Origin of the sequence: Algoriphagus locisalis (assembly GCF_900116615.1) — a bacterium.
In the GTDB taxonomy this organism is placed as follows: domain Bacteria; phylum Bacteroidota; class Bacteroidia; order Cytophagales; family Cyclobacteriaceae; genus Algoriphagus; species Algoriphagus locisalis.
Window position 1 is genome coordinate 390,471 of record NZ_FPBF01000002.1, and the last position, 22,924, is coordinate 413,394.

Sequence of the window (22,924 nt, forward strand, 5' to 3'; positions counted from 1 at the left end):
TAAAAGTTTAAATCAACTGTCCCACTCTACTGACTACCCTATATTCCAGATCTTTAAATTCTTCGAAATGAGCTTTGCCGCATTTAATTTTCATTTGTTCATCGGGACTTAATCTATAAACATCAACGACAGGCGTTCCTGTATCCTTGGTTTCGGCGACGAAATAGATCTTTTCCTCATTTTCAAATACTACCGCCCAGTCTGGATTATAATTTCCTATTGGCGTTGGGATTTTGAACCAGTTAGGCAATTTGAAATAAAACTTTACTTGTTCGCTGCTTTCGCAATCCTGGGCAAATTGACTCTCAACACCTGAATCCAGAGGGATATATTCTTCATAAATGGTTTTTGAAGAGTCCTTTACCTTGTAGGAAAAGGTATTCAAATATATTTCCAGTTCCTGAGATTCAAAAAGGGACATTTCATATTCCTTGGTACCAATCTTTTGATATTTAATTCCATCTATCATCAGGTAATGTAGAACCCTCTTGATAGTCTGAATGGATAAATCCAAAAACAATTGCGGATTAATCAAGATATCTTCTATCCTTCCAGACTGAACTAGGATTTGCTCAATAGTGGTTCTTGTCAGTTCAGTTTTACTTTGGATATAGCCCAAAACATCTGGAATCTTCCAGGAATAACCACCATATGATTCCAGTTTGTCACCAGCATATTCTGTTTCTACTCCCGCTGTACCCATATTGATCCTAACTTTAGTAGATCGAATAGATGGGGCGTTGATTTTTGGAAGGTCTTTAAGTTGCTTTGCTGCTTTGTCAATCAGATCCTCCGTTTTATAATCCACTTTGTACGTGGTGCGTTTTTTGAGCTTTTCCCAGATATCCAAAAATGCCGGATCCGCCTCAAAGCCCTTCCTGTATTTGATTGCCATGCGGGTTTGTTTGTTCTTGACTCGTCCGGCAAATGACACACCGCATTCATCCTCGATTTCCTGTTGAAGACTATTGGCAAAATCTTCATAGGATTCATTCGCAATTACCGTCAGTCTATTGATATTCCGGTCATAGGTTCTTTTTCCGTCCTGATCTACAGCAAGTCTGAGACCTCTTCCGATTTCCTGGCGCTTCTTGATTTCGGATTTTGTTTCATTTAAGGTACATATCTGAAATACATTGGGATTGTCCCAACCTTCCCTCAAAGCAGAATGTGAGAAAATAAATCGAAGCGGATTGGTCAGTCCAAGCAATTTTTCCTTGTCCTTCATGATCAGACTGTAGGTATCATCATCCGCTTTGGTTTCACCCGAGGTATCCTTTATCCTTCCCTTATTGTCTTGGGAAAAGTAGCCATTATGCACATCCTTCAGTGGAAATTTATCCAACTCTTTAAATGTAGGCTTAGTCATAAAATCCAAATAGATCTCCTCAAACCATTGTGCAAACTTTCCTTGGGTAGGAATACCGGAAGCATCATACTGCCTATAGTTAGCAACTTTATCAATAAAAAATAGTGAGAGCACTTTGATGCCCTGCTTGTTGAGAAGCTTCTCCTTTTTTAGATGCTCTTCAACAGTTTTACGGATTTGGAACTTCATCACTTCTTCAGTCAAACCACCCTGGCTATCTCCTTTATAAATGATATTCCCATTGGAAATTGTGATACAGTTATTCGCTGCATCTATTTCTTCAATCAGATATCCATCAGCGTAAACCTCTCTCTCATTAGAAAGCTCGTATAAATCATCTCCTACTGCGACAGTTACAGATTTCTTTCTCACCCCGCCTTTTTCATTGCTATTTATAGCAAGCTTTGCAGTGACTTTTGTTTTGGTTGCTTTGACCGCTTCTACGGATATAAATGCATTATTAAAGGCATTTTCTTCCATCACTGAATCAACTTCGATTTGCTTCACTAATCCCAAATCATAGGCTTTCACAGGGTTTAAACTATAGCAAAGATTGTATTGATTTCGATGGGTAGCAGAATATCTGAGAGTACACAAACCTTGCAAATTTTCAATTGCTACAGTTCTTTTCTCTGTCTCCATGTTTTGTGGCTCATCTACAATCACCACTGGATGAGTTGATTGGATAAACTCCAATGGTTTTTGGCCATTCAACTTGTCATTGGGCTTATTGATGATGTTTTCATCCTTTGAAAAGGAATCAATATTGATCACCAGAACTTCAATCGTGTTTGTGGTCGCAAAGCCTCTCAAGGATGAAACCTTTGAACTGTCATAAACTTGGAAATTGAGCGGAGTATTGTCATAGAGCGTTTGAAAATGCTCGTGGGTAATTTCCAGATTTTTCAAAACTCCTTCTCTGATTGGCACAGAGGGCACCACGATGACGAATTTCTTAAAACCGTATAGTTTGTTCAATTCATAAATAGATCTCAGATAAACGTATGTTTTACCCGTTCCTGTCTCCATTTCCACGGAAAAGTGCATGCCGTCCAACTTCTTAGAGAGAGGCAAGTCATTATCTGATTGTACTTGTTTCAGATTAGCCAGAATTTGCTCTTCGGAAAGAACAAGGTTATTGCTGACCCCATTGATCAAGTTCAGTGTTCCTTCTTCCTTGAGGTTGAACTCTACCAATGAATCCTCTAAAGGTTGGCCTTCAAAAATATCTGTTATGGACTTGACAGCTTTTAGCTGATGGTCTAGGTTTGACTCAAAGCTTAACTTCATTTCTTCATCTTATCAAATTCCACTTCAATTTCTTCAATAGTCGGAAGACTGCTCTTGAGATTATCGGGTAAGTTTTCCACCAATTTAAGCTCACTCACTCCCATGGGCTTATTGATGTCCCTTAGGGCAAATTCCACCTCAATATTACTTTTGTCTTTGCATAGCAATATCCCGATCGTAGGATTATCGGCAACATCCTTAACCAAGCTATCTACTGCCGACAAATAGAAATTTAACTTTCCTGCATACTCAGGGATAAATCGCGTGTTTTTCAGCTCTATTACCACATAGCATTTCAGGCGGGTATGATAAAAAAGCAGGTCCAGGTAATAATCGCTTTCTGCAACTTTTAAGTGATACTGGTTTCCTATAAAGGCAAAACCCTTCCCAAGCTCCAATAGGAATTGGGTGATGTGCTGGATCAATTGTTTCTCAATATCACGCTCTCGATGTTGTGCGTCCAGTGTAAGAAAATCAAAAATATAGGGATCTTTCAGTGTTTGATTTGCAAGATCTGAAAGTGGCGCAGGCAAGGTTTCTTCAAAGTTATTGACTGAATTACCTATCCGACCAAACAAATTGGTTTTGACCTGGGTATCCAATATATCTCTGCTCCAATTGTTGGCGATGCATTGTTCCGCATACCAAAACCGGAGTTCCTTTTCTTTGATTTTCTCGATCAGGAGGATATTGTGACCCCAAGGCAATTTTGCCACAAGCTGTGGCAAAATTGAAGCTTCTGGATATTCCCTGTAAAAGGCCAACATCCTACCTAAATTTCTTTCTGAAAAACCCTTGGTGCCAGGAAGGTCCTTTTGCAAGTCTTTGGACAATTGAGGTATCACACCGGCAGACCAACCCTCTTGGCTTTGCTTTTCAGCGATGGATTTACCAATCTCCCAATACAATAGAATCATCTCAGAATTGACTGCTACAGCTGCCTTGACCTGAGATCTTTGGATTTTTTGTTTGATGTCACTAAAAAGTGACTGATAAGCAAGTAACTCCATGGATTAAATCGTCTTGAATTCTATCCCCGCATCTCTCATTTGCAGGACGGTATTGGTTTTCAGCTGATCATTCTCCTTAAAGATCCTATCCAAAGCAATGACCTTGGTGGGCTTTGCATCGATCACTTCTTTGATCGTGTCTTCGGGAACTTTGTTCAAGATCAAAACCAGCTCTTTTCCATTGATCCAGTAGGCATCTGATCTTTTCTCAATTTGGCTATTGAGGTCTTTTCCGCTCTTAAGGAGGAGTTCATAGACCATGCTTTCTTCAGTGGCAGTCTCAGCCACGGGATCAACAAAGAGCTTGATCTGCTCGGCCAAAGCCTGGGCATTGTGACCGGAAAGCTGCTTCCATTGCTTGAAGTTGCTATCATCCAACTTAAGTACCTTGAAACCCAGATCCTGGGTTTGTAGCGATTGGATTTTTTCTTGGAGGCTTGCAATTTCTGTTTTTGCCTCGTCAGTCGGAATCTCTCCTTCCAGCTTTTTAATTTTTTGTCCAAGCGAATTGACTTCCTCATCAATTTCACTTTGGATCTTATTTCCTGCCCTTCTGATTCGCTCTTTAGAAATATCAACAATGGAAAAATAACCTGCCTTAAAAGCCTCACTTTTTTCCTCACAAAGCTCGGGAAGCTGCACGCAGACATATTTTCGGTTGCCTCCATCCTGCCTGTTTAATTCCATAACGGCCTGAGCAGTTGTGCAAGAACCAGCAAAAAAATCCAAAATAAGATCCGATTTACCAGAAGTTTGATTGATAAGGTCACTTATTAATTTGCTTGACTTTGGGAAGTCAAAATATCTTTTGTCAAATAGATCATCTATTTCTTTTGTTCCATCTCTAGTGAATAAATCATTACCAACAATAGAAGAAAAGCCTGGCAAAACTTCACTAATATCAGAGAGGAAAACTTTCCGTCTAGGCCTCCCTTCTTCTGACTCAGGCCATATAATTCTATCTTCAGAAATAAGTTTAGTCATGGTTTTTATATCATATCTCCATCCCATTTTTGGGCGACCGTAGTTAATTGAAGTCTTAGGATTTATCAAATCATAATGAAGATTTGGACGACTGGCTTCATCCTTAAGCCCAACCATATTTGAACTAGCCCAAGAACCTCTTGGGTCATTATCAGGATTTGTATAACTATTAGTCTTGCGAGGTGTACCAATAAAGTGTCTCAAACTATTTGTTTTCGAAAAAACAAGGATATACTCATGATCGATAGAGACACCAGTAACAGTTCTATTGTCCTTATTTTGCCTACTTTTCCAAATAAATTCTGCAACAAAATTTTCCTCCCCAAATACCTCATTCATTAGCAATCGAAGGTTATGGACTTCATTATCATCAATGGAAACACAGATCACTCCATCCTGTCGAAGTAGGTTTTTGGCCAGATAGAGTCTTGGCATCATCATATTAAGCCAGTTACTATGATACTGCCCATTTTCCTTGCTGTTCTTTTTGAACATACCATCCTTCGTCATGTAGCCATCCTCGTCCTTATCGCCTACCCGCTTCTCATATTCAGCTTTAGTTTCTGAAAACTTGTCAGGGTAGATGAAAGAGTCATTACCGGTATTATAGGGAGGGTCGATGTAGATCATTTTGACCTTGCCAAAGTAGCTCTTCTGGAGCACCTTCAGCACTTCCAAGTTCTCACCTTCTATGAATATGTTTTGGGTTTCATCAAAGTTTACGCTTTCATCTTTGGCAGGAACCAGAGTTTTAGTGGAAGGGATTTGCAAAATTTTAAAAGCAGCACTTTTTCCCGCCCAGTTGAGCACATAGCGTTCATTTGAAAAATTGATGTTCTCACCTAAAGTGGCTTTGAGCTTTTCCCAATCGATCTGATTTTCAGTAAAAACCTCAGGAAGCACTTCCCTCAAAGCTTTCAATTTTTCTTCAGTGGGTGAAAGGCTCTTTCCATCCATTTCTTGTGTAGTACGATCTGACATTCGTCTTTTATCTTTTGCTGTTTTTCAATTGGACTGATTTGCAGGATTTTGATCCACCAGGAGATCTTTGGCGCTTACTTGGAGGATTTTGGCTATTTCAAAAAGAATTTCCAAACGGGGCTGTTGACGATTTTGGACGTAGCTATTGACCATATTGTAGCTTTTCCCCAGCTGCTCTGCCAGCCAAGTTTGGGTAATACCCTTTTCCTCAAGCACTTCTTTAATCCTGTTCATCTCTTTAATAAGTCCGAAACTAAAAATAGAGAAAAAAACCAATTATCTCATTTTTTGAGATAGGCCTTTTAATACAAACTTCATATTTAATGAGTACTAAGAATCGGTTCAAGAGAATTGGTGAGCAAAGATCTGATTGACTATACTCTCTTTAAACTGACAAATTGTGTCATCCTTTCAAAAATATCTGTTAGAGGTAAGTATCTGGGAATCTGAGAAAAGAAGAAATAAGTTAATTTTAGCCGATTTGAAATATTCATCCTTCATTGTCCCTAAAACTTCCTCTCAATGACAAGAATTATTTGTGACACCATGATTTGGTATGAATTGAGCAAAAATACAATTCAGGTTCCCGACCCAAAACAATACACTCTAGTATGCACAAAGCTTTCATTAATGGAATTGGCATTTTCGCCAAACAACCTAATAAAACTAGCAGAGGTACAAGCAGCAATACGAGAAATTGTTAAAGTTAAACCACAAATCATTTTGCATTACCCTTGGGATCATGCTACCTCATTAATTGATAAGGATTTTGAGTTCGATTTTGAAATTGAGGAAGATTTGGCAATTGGGTATCTAAATTTTCTTCTTAATCATCCAAAAGAAGAATTGTTTCCAGATAGTTTTAAAGAAAACCTTGAAGATATTTCTTCCACCCGGAGAAAAAATTTTCAGGAGTGGGCTGATTTCCTTAATAATCTTTACGGTCGTAACAATGAAATCAAAAGAACCCTAAAAAAATATTCAGATGCGAATCGGCATTTACTTGATTTTAAAAAGTGGTTTATACACAAATTGAACGAAAGGGAATTGGGCACATATTCCGTTGACACATTTCCTTGGGAGCAATTTGAATTCTATACCTCAATTGGGGCATCCTATATGAGAAAAATGATGTTTTCTAGGATGAAGGCGGATGGAAACGATGAAAATGATCTAAGAAATATGATTTACGCCCAGCCTGGAGATAAATATTGGACTCTGGAGAAAAGGTGGAACAACCTTGCTAAAGAAGCAAATATGACGAAATATTTATATCAGCACAATGAATAATATTTTTATATAAAAACATCTTTACTTATTTACATTTTTAAGAACTCTCTATAAAAATTAATCGTAAACTAATACTATAGACCATCAAGTAAACTATCTGGTTATGTGGCCAATAATAAAATTTTTAGGAACATTATTCATCAGCTTCATTGCAATGATTGGGGCATTGGGAGCAGAAAATCCTTTTCCACTTTTTGCAGTTGCCTGGGGAGTGTGGATCCTTTATATCCTGAGCCTACGAGCAAAAAGAAAAAAGGAACTAGACAGAGAAAGGCTAATCAGAGAAATTCTGGATAAACTCTAGAATCCAAAAAGGAATTTCATAGAAGCGAAAGATCCCAACAGAAAAAAACAAAACGAACCAACGCTAACCAATGTAAAGCCCATTCTGGAAAGAAAGGGCTTTTTTAGGTGCGCATCTTGGATCAGGGAAAGGGCAAATCCAGTTCCAAGAAATAATATCACGATTAGCAAAGGTTCCGACATATTGGTTTAAGTGATTTAGCCTAAGAAAAGTTAAGTTAGTAAAAACCGAAGCATAAGAAAAAGAGGGGGAATTACTCCTCCCCCTCAGCTTGAATTCCAAGTATGTAATTGGCTGCTTGGTGTGCCTTTTGTGCTGCATAGATCAGCATTTTTGGATCATCTTTTAGAGGCTTGAGCCATCCTTTGAGGTAAGCCAAGGAATTTTTAAAATTGACTTCCTTAATTCCAGCGTAAGCATTTAGAAAGCTTGCTCCCATTTCCGCAACTAATTCTTCCTTAGAATATTCTGCAGATTGGTACCCCACCAAAGCAGGTCTTTCTGAAAATCTACCTAATCTTCTTGAATGACCCGTAGAATGGATTGCCTCATGAAAAAGCACGGAATAAAATTGCTCCTCCCCTTGGAAAGCTTCTTTCTCGGGCATATTGATATAATCATTGACAGGGCTGTAATAAGCTTCATTGCCTTGATAAACGATATTTGGGCAATCACTGTAACCTGAAATAATAGCCTCGCAGGTTTCAATTGGCGAAAAAACTCGCTCCTCCTCGGTGTTTTGTATTGAAAAATCGATCCCTTCTATTTGATCGATGTTGAAAACCGTCCAGATAAAGGGGGTAAACTTCCTGCCCAAAACATCCTCGTTTTCGCCTTCTTCATTAGTAGTCTTTTCCTTGACAAACTTGGAGATCTTCCAGAATACAACCTTTGTTCCTTTTTCATCCTTTTTTACATTTCCACCCAATTGCTTTGCTTGTTTGAAGGTTAGGAAATAAGGAGTACTAAATTTCTTTGAAGTTGTCACCCAGGCAAGCCACAGTGCATTAAAACCTGTATAAACTCTGTCTGAAGCATAATTTTTCGGCCCATTTCTAGGGTTCCAAACTTGCTCCCAAGTAAGGTTTTCATTTTGGATTCCCTCGATGATTTCATTGGTGACAGTCTCCGCTAGTTTGTTGAAGTTTTCCCAAGCTTTCATTTTGATTGATTTTTAAGTGATAAAAAGGAATTTGTCCTAGCCAAAGCATCCACACTCATATCCAAGGATGTTAGGAAACTCGACCCGACAACTACTGAGCTTTTCCCGAAAGTCAGGACAGCATTGTTTTTTTGGGAGAGCGGGGATATTTGACTGAGAAGTGACATTTTTTTTATCCACTGGTGTTGAGGTACCGACCGACAAGCGTCTATGGAAAACTGGGTTCTGGGCATGGCAAAAACCTGAATGAAAAAGTCGGAGGCAGTCCGTAGGAAACAGTCTTTTTCACATCAGGGCGAAGCGAATTTTTGACGATCCCAGATTCTGGTTTTCATCTTTGCTTGATTGGGCGGACTTAACGCCAGTAAAAACCCGGAACGGATCAGACAACCCGCTTGGAAGAAAAACGCTCCCTGACGTTCGAAAAGAAAAGCGGACAACGGCTTGCCCCCCAAAAGGAGGCTTGGGCTACTGCTTCACCAATAGGACTTCCCAATTAACAGGCTTGACGGGAAATGAGTAAAGGCTGAGTGAAGTGAAGCGGTAGCCTTGGGGAGTGAAAGCTCTCTCCGGAAATGAGGAGTAAGGAGCATTCATTTAAAAAATGTCGTGAAAGAATCTGAATAGAGGGAGTGAGCGAAACGAAGAATAGGCTTAGGGATAGAAGTGGAAATCCTTTCTCAGCGAAGGCCTGGGGCTCACAGAGAAAGATTGAGAGCGGATAGCCTGACCGAAAGGAAGCCCCTATAAATCGATAGTATTCTTAAAAATCCCCACCTTTACACTTCAAATTCATAACCATGTCCACTCCTATCCACGTCAGCAAAAAGCTAGAGAAATTGATCCAAAAGGATATCACGCCTTCGGTTGGTGATGAGAATACAGCGATCTTGGGAAAATGGAATGCTACGGTATTTTATGTCAACCGAAGGAAAAACTGGTTGCTATACAACCCCAAAACCCACTATTCTCTGATACTGGAAAACCTCACTGCCAAAGATCTTCCAAACATTCGTGAGAAAATCAGCCAAGAGCTTCAACTACAGCTAACGGTCGATGGAATCAATGCAACTCAAGAACAAGTCAATTGGCTCTTGGACGAAATTAGATTCCACTCCACAGATGGAGATCGCAGTGCCTTGGGATACATAAACCAGATTATGTTCACTCTTGAATGCCATCTGGACGGAGCATTCTATCGAAGCCTAGCCCAAATTAACGCCTACCTAAACGACAGTATCTTCAGTCTGGACGGTGTTTCCAAATACACCAACATAACCAAACCGAGGAAGGAAATGGAAAAAATTCTAAAAAACTATCTAGCCTCAAGTTTGGAAAAGCCCATTGATCCTGGTCTTTTGGATTGATTGGTTATTTCCGGTATCATTCATAGGACGTTCTAACTAAAAATCAGCCCAATTACGAAATAAAAAGAGAGCCCTAAAGCTCTCCCTCATCTGCAAAGGAATAATATCCTTCTGATGTCATGATCAAATGATCCAACACTGGAATATCCAGAATATTTCCAGCTTGCTTGATTCTCTGAGTCAATCTTTTATCCTGTTCTGATGGCAGTAAATTTCCAGAGGGATGATTGTGGGCAAGCACGATTGATTGGGCAGCACTTTTAATAGCAGCTGCATAGACCAGTTTTACATCTACTACTGTTCCGGCTGTTCCTCCAGAGCTAATGGTTACAATTCCCAGCACTCGATTGGCTCTTGATAGCAGCATTACTTTAAAATCCTCAACAAACTCAATTCTATCATCTTCCCAGGCTTTAGCAAACACTTCATATACTTGTCTTGATGTTCCCACCTTAGGACGAAGTGAGTTTTTAACTTTTGTACTGTAGCTCAGCTTAATCTCAGCTACTTCAAACAAATCAATTTTTCTTTCGGAAGCCTCCATAATCTTTTTCGTTTTTGTGGAACAATGAATTATGAAGCACCATCAGGCCGAGGGCGACAAAGACCGAAAGGAAAAGGAATAAAAAGCGCAGCGCAGCAAGCGGCTTTATGCCGGAAGCTTACGGTCGCCCAGAGCCCAAAGGACTAACTTGGCGAGGAATTCTAGGTGCAAAAAAATATTAAATATCAATGACCTTGAACGATTAAAGTTACTGGGAAATAGAATAAATGAAAGGATAGTGTCGGACTCCTCCCATTCCATTACCTAGTTTTACCTAAGTAAGTATACTTTAAATCAAAATTACCAATCTGGCGTCGAGAATTTTCTTTCTCTCTCATATTCAGCAAATTTATATTCTGATTCGATCCTCTTCTTCAAAAAATTTTTGATTGGGATCATGGCTAATTTATCATCAAACTTATTAACTAACTCCAAAATATTCGCCCACCGTTTGGCATTAATTTCACCAAAACTGACATCTCCCCACATAACACCGGCATTCCCAATCCAATCAATTGATTTAAATAACTCTAAATCCGAATTGATAGCTAGAAAATCTAAAAATGCAACATCAAAATTCTCTTTAAAGCAACTTCTAATTGTTTGAAAATAGACTTGAATTTTTTTTGAATCCTTACAATGCTTTTCAATTTCCTTTTGAACAAAGCTATATCCCTTCTTGCTCGATTCTTGATCCAACTCTTTAAAGAGTATAGAATGCGCATGATATCTATAACCTAAGTATCTGTCATTCTCAACGAGAAAATCGCTTACCTCTGTTATAATTTCATCAACTCCTTCATATTTCCAAACAAATCCGAAGCTAATATCCTTTCCTCCTCTCCCATTTCTTTCAATTTCTTCTAATTGATGAACAAAATCCATAAGAAATCCAGGATACGATTGAAAAATTGCCTCGATCCCCTTACCCTTAAAGTCAAATATTTGAGAATGGTTTATTCGAAACTGTTGAAAATAAGACTTGCTTATCAACACATAATCCGCATCGAATAAATCTAGATTTTTTTCAAAGACATCATCCTCAAAGGCAATTACTAGACCTAAATCATCATTCTTCTTAGATATTTTTGACAAAACTGTTTTTGAAAAATCCTTATCAATCAAATTGAATCGAGAAAAGTCCTCAACATATAAGTAGGTATATCTATCAATACTTTCAATTAAATCAAGTAAGCGATCACAATAAAACTTGTCAATAAAATCTGTTGGAAGGAGTCTAAAAAAACAAATCTTCCAATAAAGACTATTCTCATTCTCCCATTGCTCAAGCTCAGACCAAATCTTCAGACACCAGCTAGGTGAACATCTAGCAATAGCACTTATTCCTCTATGCGGAAACTGTAGCCCTTTAGGGAATTCTCCCAAAATTTTTTGAAATAATAGAAATCCTAATTCATTATTCTTTTTGAAATTCTCTTCAATAATAATATCTACAGATTGTCCAGCTGGAAAATAATCCCTCACTTTAACGCATTGAATATTTTCAATAGCAGTAAACAGTTTAGGGAATTCAGATTCATCACCAAATAAGAAATAGCTCTTCAATTCCTCCGATTTAAGAGCACCATACTCTTCCCAGTTATCGAACTCAAATTCTTCTTTGTCCCGGAATTTATCCCAATCCAACTTTCGATAAGACAAATAATCCTCTGTTAGGAATTTTTGCTTTAGTTCCCTATATGATCTGTTGGTAATCCTATCCTCTCTATCAAAGCGATAAATCATCTCTTGCACACAGTGTGCATACTTAAAAATCATTGGCGAGAAATTTTCAGAAACGAAGGGAACAAGTAGCCCCAAATCAAAATCCATGACTTCTGGCTCCAATTCATGGTAACTAGGCCGAAAATCCTTTATAACCTCGTAAACCTCATGAGGAAATTCATCAAAACTTAGAAAAAGTTTCCTCCAAATACTAGCTCTCAAATCCTCTGTAACTCGATAAAACGGTAGCGGATACTCATACCAAGAAATAGAATGATTTCTTCCTCCCTCAGTTACATGAAATGATTGCTTCAAGAAGAATTTTGAAAGATCAAAAAAAGCAGCCAAATAATGGGCATTACCATTATTTGCTTTCTCGATAAGGATTTTTATAAAGTCAACCTGTCTTTTAAAACCTAACCTTTCATCCTGGTGGGAAAAAATTAAAGTTTCTTTAATACGCCGGATAAATTCTGGAAGATGCTCGGGTTTCTTTCTAATAAATTCAAAGCCTAAAAGAACGGCTGTATCAAAACAACTAGTAATATGATTGAAGAATCTCGAAATAAAATCTAATGTCCTCTCCTTCTCAAAAACAAAGTCATTAATCTCATATTTAGTCATATAATCCAAAGAGTCTGGCTCTGGCAATTCAGAGATCTTAGTGTGAAAATATGCCAATGTGTCTTCTGGTAAATAAAACCAAAACAAGTCGAGAAAATCGAGAGCTGCATCTTCATCTTCTGATTTTCGCTGAAGATAAATATTCAAGTCTTGGTGTATTTTTGTAAAAACATTTTCATAACCAAATGAATTGTTAGCTGGGATGATTGAATCCTTGAATCTGGATTTCATGGCAGGAAAAAAATTATTTATCAGGATGTTAAATGATAAAATCTGGTCCTTAATAAATACTTTATAAAAAAAATAGGTTGCCATTACTTGTTCTGAAATCCGAACCCTATTGAACTGAACCTCAATTAATTCTCGTTTATGCAACTCTTCAATCGCCTCATTAAAATCATAGTAACCAATTTCAAAAAGCTGAAATATTGACTCTAAAAGGCTCTTGTCATTCCGATTAATTGAAAAGAAAAAAGATATTATCCCTAATACCTTCAAAACTTTTCTGTCATTAAACAGATCAAAATCAGACATGAAAGTACCAAAGTAAGAATCAAATAAATCCGAAACATCCCCGATCAAAAATTCCTCATGTTTCATATTTGCAAGTCTGGAGGCCATTACTGCTAATCGGGCATTTCCATCGCTTAATACGACAATTCTTTTTTGGTATTCGTGATTATGAATTTTAAATGAGTCGCTTGAAATAATCTGGATAATCTCCTCATCAGAAAATTTCTTTAAATCAATCACCTCCTTTTCAAGATCAAAGGTTAAATTTTTAACGTCATCGAGTGCATAATTTCTAACTGTGACTAGGATTTTAATTCTCCCTTTCCTTCCTTCTTTAAAAACTCCCAAAATTTGAGTAAAATTCGAAAGCTGTCTGTTGGCATCATCAATAAGCAAAATATAATCCCTATCAACTTTGAGTTGAATTTTTAAATCATCAAGTATGTCCACACCCTTTTTAGCAATCGCAAAAGAAACGTAAGAAGGATTTAGCTCGATAAACTCTTGAATCACCTTTACCCCAATTTTGGTTTTTCCAATTCCTGGAGCTCCAGATACTATTAGTAAATCCGTACTCTCCAAAGATCCAAGTAACTCTTGAAGCTCCTTTTCTCGATGAAGGAATTCATTATCTAAAGGGGTAGATAATTGATGAGCCTTGTTATTATATTCAGAAATAAACTTATCAAAAGGCAAAATTTGCCCCGTCTCTATCGGAATACCTAAAAAATCTCTAGACAAAAGGAGATATTTTGATTGAATTTCAATTGCTAAAGTATCAATACCTATTAGATCAATTCTCTTTCCTAATTGTTGAGCATAGCCTTGTATTTCTACTTCTTCTTCCATAGTCAAGCGAGAATTGAAGCATATTACAATTTGATCCAATTTTTCAGCGGGCACTCCTGTTTTTTCCTCATCTAGGCATTTTTCGATATCTGCTTTGATTTTTAAAACTTTAGATTCTGCCTGCGTTGTATACTCAATGCATGCAAGTTTATTATCATGAAGTCTCACAAAACTATCGGGTGTACCTATTTTTGTTTTTTGCTTACCGAGCTGGCTTCCAGTTCTATTGAAGCTTCGAACTCCTTCTTCCCGCATCATTAAATATGTATCACAAAGGTTTTGAAATCCTGCTGGGTCTATTGCAATTAATTTTTGTTCGATAAGTTGAAGTCTCCCTGTCATAGTCTAATTGTTCGAGTAAATCCCAAAAATCAATTATTGGCGAATTTGGTACAATACATTAAGCGTCAAAACTGGAACACTCCGTCAATTCGGGAGTTGATTTCTTGCCAGTTAATTCAAATTAAGGATTTGGTTTGTAGTAACAAGCAGCTACCATCGAATATTTGAAATACTCCTTAATTTGATATTATTAAAGTAAGTTTCACCTTGGATGATCATCACAAAAAAAGCCCCGAAGGGCTTTTTAATCAAGATTCATCCGATTCCGGCTCTTTGATAGAAAAATAAACCGTGTGGGTTTTTCCGTACTGATCTGGTTCTTTCAGTTTGGCGAGGTTGAATTTGACGTAGGTTTCTCCTTCGTATTCGAAGGTGTGGTTTTGAAGTTCAGCCATGTTGAGGCTTACTTCGACTATTTCCATGTTTTCGACTTTCTTGCCTTTTCCGATGTACTTTTTTGAGAATGCCATAGTATTTTGGTTTTAGTTAAAATTTATGCAGGTCATTTAGGACGGTCTGGAAAGTGATCAAAAATTAGAATTTAAAAACTGGGAGGTAGTCCGTAGGAAACCCTGTTTTTTGAAAAATTCTGCTAGAAGCTCCAATTTTTTGAAACTGACAAGCAGTTCGACCTTTGTGCATACAATTGGATAAAACCAGAATGGGGCATTAGAATTCATCGACATGAAAGGCAGTTGAATGGAAAATATGACTCGTAGCTAAATCAATCAATATTGATCTCATCTGCCAAAGGAACAGAAGTCTGATCTGAGGGCAATGCCTCATAATCATATTCTCTATATACTTCTCCATCTGCCAAAACTCGAATACTAGCAGACATCAGATCAAACGTATCATCAGTATTTCTATCCAATGGAACAGCATTAAATACAAATCCCAAGCTGTGGATATCGGAAGTGGATTGAACCTCAAGAGAACTCGCTGAAGGTTCATACGTAACGGTGTAAGAATTCCCTTGTTCAATTATCTGAGTCCACTCCAAAGCAGAAGGTTCAATCAATTGGGGAGTGACAAAAGTGGATGTGCCGCTCAGCATGGTATGAACTGTAAAAGTCACCAGGTAATCAGAATAATCTCCTCCCATTTCGACTTCAATGGTCACGTCTTTTTCCACCAATTTGGGTTCTTCATCTTCGGAGGAACAGGCGAAGAATAGGCTGGCAAGAACAAAAAGTAAAAGGTAATTCAGTTTTTTCATTGTGGAATTGGTTTAGTAATCGTAAGGATGCTGATTGCTAAATATAGCAAAACCATATTATTTAACCACATCCCAAGCCTGTTGATTGAGTCCGTAAAAAGACTCAACTGCTTTCTTTTTGGGCTTGAAAGTCCGTACTGTTTGCCTCACTCCTTGCGATATGCAATAGGTTCGTAGCGAAAATGATTGAATGGATTCTGAAGAAACTTTCTTCGCATTTTCGAACTTAACAAGATCATTGCTCAAACGGTAGGAACAATATCGATCATGGATTAAGTCCTGAACTTTGCAATCCATCACTCTACCCAAAACCGATGAACCGAATACCGTATTGATTTTGGCTCTTTTGGCGATTTCCTCGAATGATTTTTTCAAAAGGCACTCATCAAAAGCTGCACCCACAACCATAAAACCCGCCTCCTCAAATGAAATCCTAGCCCTAAACTGGTTGGTAAAAAAAATCAAGGAAGCATAGGAATCCGAGACAAAAACCGAGCGTGTGGTCTCGGAAAAATTTAGACTTGAAATCCCATAGGAAGCTCGTTTATTATGATAAAGACTGAGAACCTCTTGATCGACAAGCTTACCGTTTTGATCAAAAAAATCAAATAGGACCTGCCCATTCTCATCTTGAACGGCATGCATGGAAAAAAGGCGCTGAATATCCTTTTCAACGCCCTTGTAAGTCAAAATATCAAATGTCCCGTTCCTGGTCATTGTCTTGCTCTCCACTTTTCTTTCTTGGATTTCTTCCTTCTTCAGTGTCGATACTGTTTAGCCGCTTGATTTTGTTGATATCAAAATCATCTCGGACTTCTTTTGGGAGATTATCATCAGCGGAAATTTTGGAATATTCCTCCTTGATATTGTTTAAGTCACGGACTGCATCTTTGTCATTAGGATTTCTGGAAATTCTACGTTCTACTTGTTTTTGAACCTGTTTGACAGCTTGCAAATAGCCTTTACTATAAGCCTTTTCTTCCTGGCTTTCCTTACCCAACATCTTTTGCACACCTGTGATCAGCAAGTAAGATATCCCTCCATCAAGCAATACCGATAGGACTAAACCCCGATTGTTGGACCGAATGCCTTTGGGTGCAGAAGGTGAAAGTTGAAATTCGGTACCGTCTCCTAATGCCACGACTTCTCCTTCCTTGTATTTCTTTTTTTGCTGCGGACTAAGCGCTTCCCCATTGACCTCTTGATGAGCTGTAATATCCCTGGGATTGTAAGACAGAAATTGCTTGGTTCGATGATCGTACTCTATGATTTCTGACTGAATATTCCCATCCTTATCCACGTAGCTTTTCTTCAAGTTTGCCAATTTCTTCTTGACCAATTGATTTCGTTCTGATTCGCTCAAATCTGGATGAGGGTTCGCTTCTCTATAGACAGGATCAATTCGTAAGGACGGGTTCCCATCTTCTCCTCGAACTATGGAAAGTCTTGCCGGCAGCTTATCTATCTGGATCTCTTTCCCCTTCAAATCTTTCAATTCGACGATATCAGTCATTTTCCCATTTTTCAAGGCATGGACTTCTTTTTCCGGAATGGTAAAATTTCCGTCTTTGACGATTCCGAAAATCTCCAAATCCCTCATTGGTAATGCACTTTGATTTTTCATATTGTTATTGGTTTGATATATAGGTTAATAGCTCTTCTTTACTCGAAATCCTGGAAATCATCTGGATGAAAAGCGTAGGGCTGATGTACTTCTGCCCCTTTTTGATGGTCAAATGAAGATGATCCCCTGTTGACCTTCCTGTACTTCCAGAAATTCCGAGCACAGAACCTGGTAAAACACTTTCGCCTTTCGATACAGACACATAGGATAGATGACCGTAAACAGCCTCGTACTTTCCGTGCTGTACTTTGACAAAGTTTCCCAAAAGTGGATCTGTTCCTACCGATTCAACTCTACCGTGCAGCATAGAATAGACTTTGGATCTATTGGTTTTAAGATCAATTCCTCGATGAAAGGAGCGATCCTTAGTAATCGGGTCAATCCGATGTCCATACCTCGATGTCACGGAAAAGCTATCCAATGGGAGAGAGGCGAGCAAAACCTTATTCTCTTTTTCAATCGGCTGAATCAGTTGGGAATAATTGCCCAAATTATCCGGGACTGTTTCTAGGGAAACTGCCTGTCGCATCACTTTTACTTTAGGAATTCCCTTTTGGAATTGATGGGTATTGAATTGTGCAAATCCATTCTGAGAGGCAAGAAGAAAAAGAGCCATACCTATAGTCCAATTCATAGAAGTTTTGATTTAATCTACAGTAGCCATTTCTCGATGTCTTTCAATGATTTCAGTTACTTGACAGTGAATTTTCTCAAAGTTCTTTTCTAATATTTCCTCCTTTTTCCCTTTGAAATCATAGTATTTCGGAGTAGTTCGATAAGAGCTTTCCTCCTGCTTTATTTCCTTCATGTCAAGATTTACCCGACAATGCACGTTGGAGGTTTTATATTTTCCGTCGAATTCAGTTCCCTCTGTAGCGATTATCCCGGCAATCTCCCCTGTATGCATGGAGGCAATTTTTCCTGCAGGAATAAGCGGTTCGTACTTTTCGCTGTAGGACACCGACGTTCTTTCTCGATCAATGGAAACACTCTGTCCTAATTGCTTTCGCTTGCCAAACATCATTTCCAACCAAGACAAAGTATCCTTATGCCGAACTGAGCCACAAAGGACATTTCCGATTACCGAAGTCATGGTAGAAGCCGTTTCTTTCCCCTGTAACTGGTTCAACTGAGGCAATTCTTGGAGCCCCAGCAACACAGCTACTTTATTACTTCTTGCAGTTGAAATCAGATTTTCGATTTTGTGGATGTAAAAGGTCGGTGCCTCATCCGCAATCAGGGCAGTTGGCAGATTCCCTTTGGTGTTGATCAAACGAGTGAGTCTATTAATTACAACCGAATAGCATGTCCCGGTAATACTTTGTGTTTCGGTACTATTGGCCAGGACCAAAACAGATGGTGAGTTGGGGTCTGAGATTTTGAGGTCAAAATCATCTCCACTGAATACCCAGGCTGTTTCCTTGTTGTTAAGTCTGGATAGGAAAATTTTCAGGGTTCCGACCTGACCTTCCAGTTGCTTGAAAACCTTCTTTTCGTAGGCACTTCGAAAAGGAGAAATCATTGACCTGAGCTCTGGGTATTTGGTTAGGCAGTCGAAAATATCCTCATAGTCTCTATTGAGGAAATCCAGCACATGGGCAAACGTCGAGTACTTTCCTTCCTCATACCTGGACACAAAGAATATACAAGCGGAAAGAAAGTTGATGGCCGATTGTTCAAAGAATTTGTCAGCTCCTCCCGAGGAATCGGATTTTTGAAGAGACTGGAAAATTGCCTCTGCAGTTTCGGATGCATTAGCAACTGTTTTCAGATAACGTCTATTGATTGGATTAATCCGTCTGGAGTACTCTACCTCATCCAAGTTAATTACATGGAATTTGAAATTTGAATTTCTCTTTTTGTCTTGAGCTTTCAGGTAATGGAAATAAGCGATCTGCGCCAAATCAGGAAACTTGAAATCATACAGACACATCGTAAATCCTTTTCCGATCATCTGTCGGATAAAGGGATTGATCACCCCAAAAGACTTTCCGGAACCAGGTGTTCCGATCACAAAGGTTCCACGGAATGGATTGACTAAATTGATCCAACCGTTACGGACTTTTCCCTTGTAATAGAATTTCATGGGGATATTGACCGAATAGGGATTTTCGATCTTCTTTTTATCCTGCATAAAGGATTCTCCCTCGATATTCCATTCATCCTTGCCCAGTCCGGATTTGATCATTTTGGACACATTGTCCAATGATGTATGAATTAGGACAGCCCCAATGAATGTACTCAAGATGTAACCGACATTTTCAATGGAAGTATAGTCGATTACCAAAAAAGAGTTTTCCAAGGTGTAGATATAGACCGATCCAAAAAAAAGGATCAGCCCAAACGCCAAGGGAAAAATGATTTGGTTTTTCGGATTTAGATCCAGGTTCTTTTTGGATTTTGTACCGATGGTAGCAAGGCAAATCGCAAATAGGATGGCGATCTTCCCAATTAAGACATTTTGATAGATTTTCAGATTAAGGAGTCTATCAAAAAGCGGAAAAAGAAATTTCCCTATCTCTTCCATTTCCATCAGCTTCGGAGCATAGACAAACATTAGAATGTCCATGAACACCATCAGATAAACGATGAATTGGAATGTACCATGAAGGCTTTTTAACTCTCTTTTCTCATTCATGCCCATTTTTTAAAGTGTGTCTGCATTTAGAAGATCGGAGTATTTGACCCGCATCTTGAGTGATCTCCCACTGATTTGGGATTCTGTCAATTCGATAGTAAACACCTTGGAATTGGGGAAAGTCACCTTTTTGAAGACATAGATATTTCGATATTTCTTATCAAAGCTCTCTGTCGAAAACAGTTGGTATTCGGGTTCAATCTCTATGGACTGAACATTGGTAGCCTTGAGAATTCTCTTATCCTCAATCTTAAACCTGAGCTGGTCCAGGTCAAACTTTAGGTTTGTTTTGTTTTTGAAGGAGATGTCCAAAAAGATATAATCATCAACCGTATAGATCTTGTTGACTTTCCCCGTGATGCCGTACTGAGTGCTTTGAGTGATTTTATTCTTTTTTTTATCCTTGAAAGCTTCAGTTGCAAAAAATCGAAGTTCCTGATCACTCATGGGAATCTCCCCTACCTCCAATGGATTCGTATTGATAGGAAGGATTTCAATCTGAGTTTTCAGTTGGCGTTCGTCATGTGAATACCAAAGATCATATTGGGCAATAAACTTCTGGCCTATTATGGTCACCACTCCAAGGGATTTATTATATCCGTTCAAATCAGAAACACTGTCCCGGACTGCCTTCACTCGAAACACATTTTCCAAGGGAATATCCCCGATCATATCGTTTGTGGAAATATCTACATACTGGATCGGTTCCGGAGAAAGGAAATGGAGGGATATTTCCTCGTCAATGTAAACTCTGGGAAGCTGTGTTTTCAACAAGGTTCCATTCTGTTGTGCAACTACCGAGATGGAAATAGACAAGAATAGAAGAGTTATCAGTTTAAGTTTCATCGCAAATCAATTTTGGTTTTGGATCATTTTTTCATTGTCCTGAAGCTCGTTTGGATCGATCAGGTAAACAGAGGTTCCATACTTAATATTAGCCTTGTTCTTCTTGATGGTTTTGGAAACAGCCTGGGAAGTTGAAGTGAACATTCGTTGAAGCGCAGACATATACAGCTGGCTCAAATCATCTGAGTTTTGCTGCATATTGATATTCATTCCACCGGTGGTATTGCTTCCGAGTTCCTTGGAAAACTCCCGAAATGCAGAGGCAGGAACATACAGCCCTTCCATTCCATCTACGTCATGAATAGATAGCTTGATTGGGAATATCTGATCACCGAGCATAACCGAAGAAATAGTCAATTTCACCCGCTGAGCTTCATAGCCAGTGATCAGGGCATAGAGGTAAGTGCCTTTGCTGACTATGGCATTCCCGATTAGAATATCATCCAAAAGCCTGATTCTTAATCTTGCTCCTAGTGTCCCATTTTTAATATCCTGGTCAATGATCGCCTCAATAAACCTCCCCCTTTTCTCACGAGTGACGGTATTGAACATTGTGGCCGAACCTGTGGTCTTTTGGACTCGATAAACCTCCCTTTCGGTTTCCTGCTTTGGTGCTTCTGACTCTTTCTCTTTTTGCTGTTGTTCCTGAAAGGACGGATCATTGGCTTTGGAGATGGAGTCTATCACAGCCATCTGAGCCTTGAAGAGATCCATCGGATCTTCGTATTTATTTGCTGGGCTAGTTGTTTTTGCTCCCTCCAATTGGTTGATAGCCTGCAACAGTTCTTCATCTTCTTCAGAAAAGCTTTTCTGCCTGGAACTTCCTTGGGAAACTGGTGGAACCGGGTCGCTGGATTTAGATGGGTTTGAATAAAAGCTTGAGTTTTTTAGGGCATTGTCAATGGAATCCAATAGCCTCTTTTCCTCTTCGTTGTATAGGCTCTTGATCTGACTGGATTCCTCGATATCGAGTTCCAATCCTTTGATGGCAGTGTAGCCGTCATTCTTCCTTTTATAAGTTTCCCGCGACGCATCCAGTTTTGTGTCAATCGGTTTGTTTTGGATCTTTTCTGAAACTTTCCCTATCTGAGCCTGGATACCGCTTGTTCCCTGAATGGGTTGGTTTGGGCTGTCCTTGCTGAATGATTTATAGCCGTAAAACAGCAAACACAAAAAGGGAAGCATGATAATCGGCAGAATGTATTTTGGCTGTTTAAAGTCAATGTTCATCTTCTTTCGGTTGATTGTTAAAGTATTGCAATTGTTCAATCGCTTTTTCTAGGTAAATGGAATCTTCTTTTGAAATGGATTCCTGGGATATGATCCGTTCAATCTGAGTCTTCAATTCGTTCATCTGAATTGCCCGAGAAGAGAGTTCTTGCAGGGCTGAAAGTTCACCGCCCAAATCACTGGGAATGGCATTCAGTCCTTTTTTATTGCCTTGGGACTGATCGCCCGATGTGGGCTTAAGGACAAAAAAGGTCAGAATGAAAGAAGCCACAATAAGAAGGATCATAACGCTAAAAATTACTTTCGCATGCCGGTCCAGAAAGGCCCTGGCCAGCCCCTCGAGTACTTTTACCTGTGGCGAGAATTCATTTTTGAATTCTTGGAACACGGTCGTGTCTCTTACTTTAGAAGGTATTTTTCGAAACATTGGAGAGGTCTTTATTTTCTATGGTTTTCCAGTTCGTGATCAATACCCCATGGCTGTTGTTTTCGCTCCTGGGTATATCGATCAAATCACCCTCAGTGACAATAGATCTGGTGATCGTTGCGCTTCTTCGGTCGATCTTCTGCTTGCCGTAATAGCGGAACCTGTTTTGGTCAATTACAATCGAATCTGTCTGAATAGACAAAACTGAACTTGATGAAAGGATGGAATTGAAATAACCTTTCTCTTTCAGGTTGTTGTATTGGCCTACTCCGGTTTCATCCACAAAGTACATGGCCTTTTCCATCTGATATTCGATGTGTTTATCATCGGGAGCCAGGTTAAAAAAGAGGCTGTGGAACAAGTCCACTGCTGCTTTGTACTCTGCTGGTCGGTTCATTTGCATATTGGTCTGCTTCGCCAAAATGGGAATGTCGTTATCCAGGATATAGATGGACTGTCTCGCGTTAGCTACCTGTTGATAGGCATAGGCTGATACAAACCCGCAAATGATGATGGAGGTCAAAAAACTTCCAATAGAAAGTATGGTTGCCAACCTGATTTTTGATTCTATGTTTTTGATGATCAT

20 protein-coding genes are annotated in these 22,924 nt (G+C 38.9%); 3 read left to right on the forward strand and 17 right to left on the reverse strand.

The window, feature by feature from the left end; genetic code table 11:
- Positions 1-7: 7 nt before the first annotated feature.
- The 4 genes from BM386_RS06630 to BM386_RS06645 are packed head-to-tail and all read right to left on the reverse strand — an operon-like array spanning position 8 to position 5,868.
- On the reverse strand, positions 8-2,659 hold the full coding sequence (locus BM386_RS06630; protein WP_091692284.1) for a restriction endonuclease: 2,652 nt from the start codon (positions 2,657-2,659) through the stop codon (positions 8-10).
- The gene (locus tag BM386_RS06635; protein WP_091692285.1) at positions 2,656-3,669 is read right to left on the reverse strand and encodes a PDDEXK nuclease domain-containing protein; all 1,014 of its coding nucleotides are present in this window, start codon (positions 3,667-3,669) and stop codon (positions 2,656-2,658) included. The genes BM386_RS06630 and BM386_RS06635 overlap by 4 nt, the downstream gene beginning before the upstream one ends.
- Before the next feature lie 3 nt (positions 3,670-3,672).
- Positions 3,673-5,634 (reverse strand): site-specific DNA-methyltransferase, encoded by a 1,962-nt coding sequence (locus BM386_RS06640; protein WP_211482888.1) that lies wholly within the window; start codon positions 5,632-5,634, stop codon positions 3,673-3,675.
- Between the two features lie 24 nt (positions 5,635-5,658).
- On the reverse strand, positions 5,659-5,868 hold the full coding sequence (locus tag BM386_RS06645; RefSeq protein WP_091692286.1) for a helix-turn-helix transcriptional regulator: 210 nt from the start codon (positions 5,866-5,868) through the stop codon (positions 5,659-5,661).
- Positions 5,869-6,156: 288 nt separating this feature from the next.
- Here BM386_RS06645 and BM386_RS06650 point away from each other — a divergent pair, with 288 nt between their 5' ends.
- Together BM386_RS06650 and BM386_RS23440 are read left to right on the forward strand one after the other, a co-directional pair.
- Entirely contained in the window at positions 6,157-6,924 is a 768-nt protein-coding gene (locus BM386_RS06650; protein WP_139235859.1) for a hypothetical protein, read from the forward strand.
- Positions 6,925-7,027: 103 nt separating this feature from the next.
- Positions 7,028-7,228 (forward strand): hypothetical protein, encoded by a 201-nt coding sequence (locus BM386_RS23440; RefSeq protein ID WP_139235860.1) that lies wholly within the window; start codon positions 7,028-7,030, stop codon positions 7,226-7,228.
- Between the two features lie 253 nt (positions 7,229-7,481).
- Here BM386_RS23440 and BM386_RS06660 read toward each other — a convergent pair whose 3' ends face one another.
- Positions 7,482-8,390 (reverse strand): ArdC family protein, encoded by a 909-nt coding sequence (locus BM386_RS06660; RefSeq protein WP_091692289.1) that lies wholly within the window; start codon positions 8,388-8,390, stop codon positions 7,482-7,484.
- 800 nt (positions 8,391-9,190) lie between these two features.
- On the opposite strand from BM386_RS06660, the gene BM386_RS06665 reads away from it, so the two are divergent.
- A complete protein-coding gene (locus BM386_RS06665) occupies positions 9,191-9,757 on the forward strand; it encodes a DUF6933 domain-containing protein (protein WP_091692290.1) in 567 nt (188 codons plus the stop codon).
- Positions 9,758-9,830: 73 nt separating this feature from the next.
- Here BM386_RS06665 and BM386_RS06670 read toward each other — a convergent pair whose 3' ends face one another.
- The 12 genes from BM386_RS06670 to traK all read right to left on the reverse strand — a co-directional run bounded on the left by BM386_RS06670 (position 9,831) and on the right by traK (position 22,924).
- Positions 9,831-10,301, reverse strand: coding sequence for a JAB domain-containing protein (locus BM386_RS06670; protein ID WP_091692291.1), 471 nt, complete (start codon positions 10,299-10,301; stop codon positions 9,831-9,833).
- Positions 10,302-10,601: 300 nt separating this feature from the next.
- Entirely contained in the window at positions 10,602-14,354 is a 3,753-nt protein-coding gene (locus tag BM386_RS06675) for a hypothetical protein (protein ID WP_091692292.1), read from the reverse strand.
- 248 nt (positions 14,355-14,602) lie between these two features.
- Positions 14,603-14,824 (reverse strand): hypothetical protein, encoded by a 222-nt coding sequence (locus tag BM386_RS06680; RefSeq protein WP_091692293.1) that lies wholly within the window; start codon positions 14,822-14,824, stop codon positions 14,603-14,605.
- A 254-nt stretch (positions 14,825-15,078) separates the two neighbouring features.
- Positions 15,079-15,573, reverse strand: a complete 495-nt coding sequence (locus BM386_RS06685) for a hypothetical protein (RefSeq protein WP_091692294.1) — start codon at positions 15,571-15,573, stop codon at positions 15,079-15,081.
- 57 nt (positions 15,574-15,630) lie between these two features.
- The gene (locus tag BM386_RS06690; RefSeq protein ID WP_139235861.1) at positions 15,631-16,290 is read right to left on the reverse strand and encodes a hypothetical protein; all 660 of its coding nucleotides are present in this window, start codon (positions 16,288-16,290) and stop codon (positions 15,631-15,633) included.
- Positions 16,268-17,197 (reverse strand): DUF4099 domain-containing protein, encoded by a 930-nt coding sequence (locus tag BM386_RS06695; RefSeq protein ID WP_091692296.1) that lies wholly within the window; start codon positions 17,195-17,197, stop codon positions 16,268-16,270. The genes BM386_RS06690 and BM386_RS06695 overlap by 23 nt, the downstream gene beginning before the upstream one ends.
- Positions 17,198-17,201: 4 nt before the next feature.
- Positions 17,202-17,831, reverse strand: a complete 630-nt coding sequence (locus BM386_RS06700) for a M23 family metallopeptidase (protein ID WP_091692297.1) — start codon at positions 17,829-17,831, stop codon at positions 17,202-17,204.
- A gap of 12 nt (positions 17,832-17,843) precedes the next feature.
- A complete protein-coding gene (locus BM386_RS06705) occupies positions 17,844-19,835 on the reverse strand; it encodes a type IV secretory system conjugative DNA transfer family protein (RefSeq protein ID WP_091692857.1) in 1,992 nt (663 codons plus the stop codon).
- Between the two features lie 9 nt (positions 19,836-19,844).
- The gene (traN, locus tag BM386_RS06710; RefSeq protein ID WP_244545470.1) at positions 19,845-20,681 is read right to left on the reverse strand and encodes a conjugative transposon protein TraN; all 837 of its coding nucleotides are present in this window, start codon (positions 20,679-20,681) and stop codon (positions 19,845-19,847) included.
- 6 nt (positions 20,682-20,687) lie between these two features.
- Positions 20,688-21,911, reverse strand: a complete 1,224-nt coding sequence (gene traM, locus BM386_RS06715) for a conjugative transposon protein TraM (protein WP_091692298.1) — start codon at positions 21,909-21,911, stop codon at positions 20,688-20,690.
- Complete coding sequence (locus tag BM386_RS06720) at positions 21,901-22,338, reverse strand: hypothetical protein (RefSeq protein WP_139235862.1); 438 nt, start codon at positions 22,336-22,338, stop codon at positions 21,901-21,903. Before BM386_RS06720 ends, traM begins: the two co-directional genes overlap by 11 nt.
- A complete protein-coding gene (traK, locus tag BM386_RS06725) occupies positions 22,316-22,924 on the reverse strand; it encodes a conjugative transposon protein TraK (protein ID WP_091692300.1) in 609 nt (202 codons plus the stop codon). Before traK ends, BM386_RS06720 begins: the two co-directional genes overlap by 23 nt.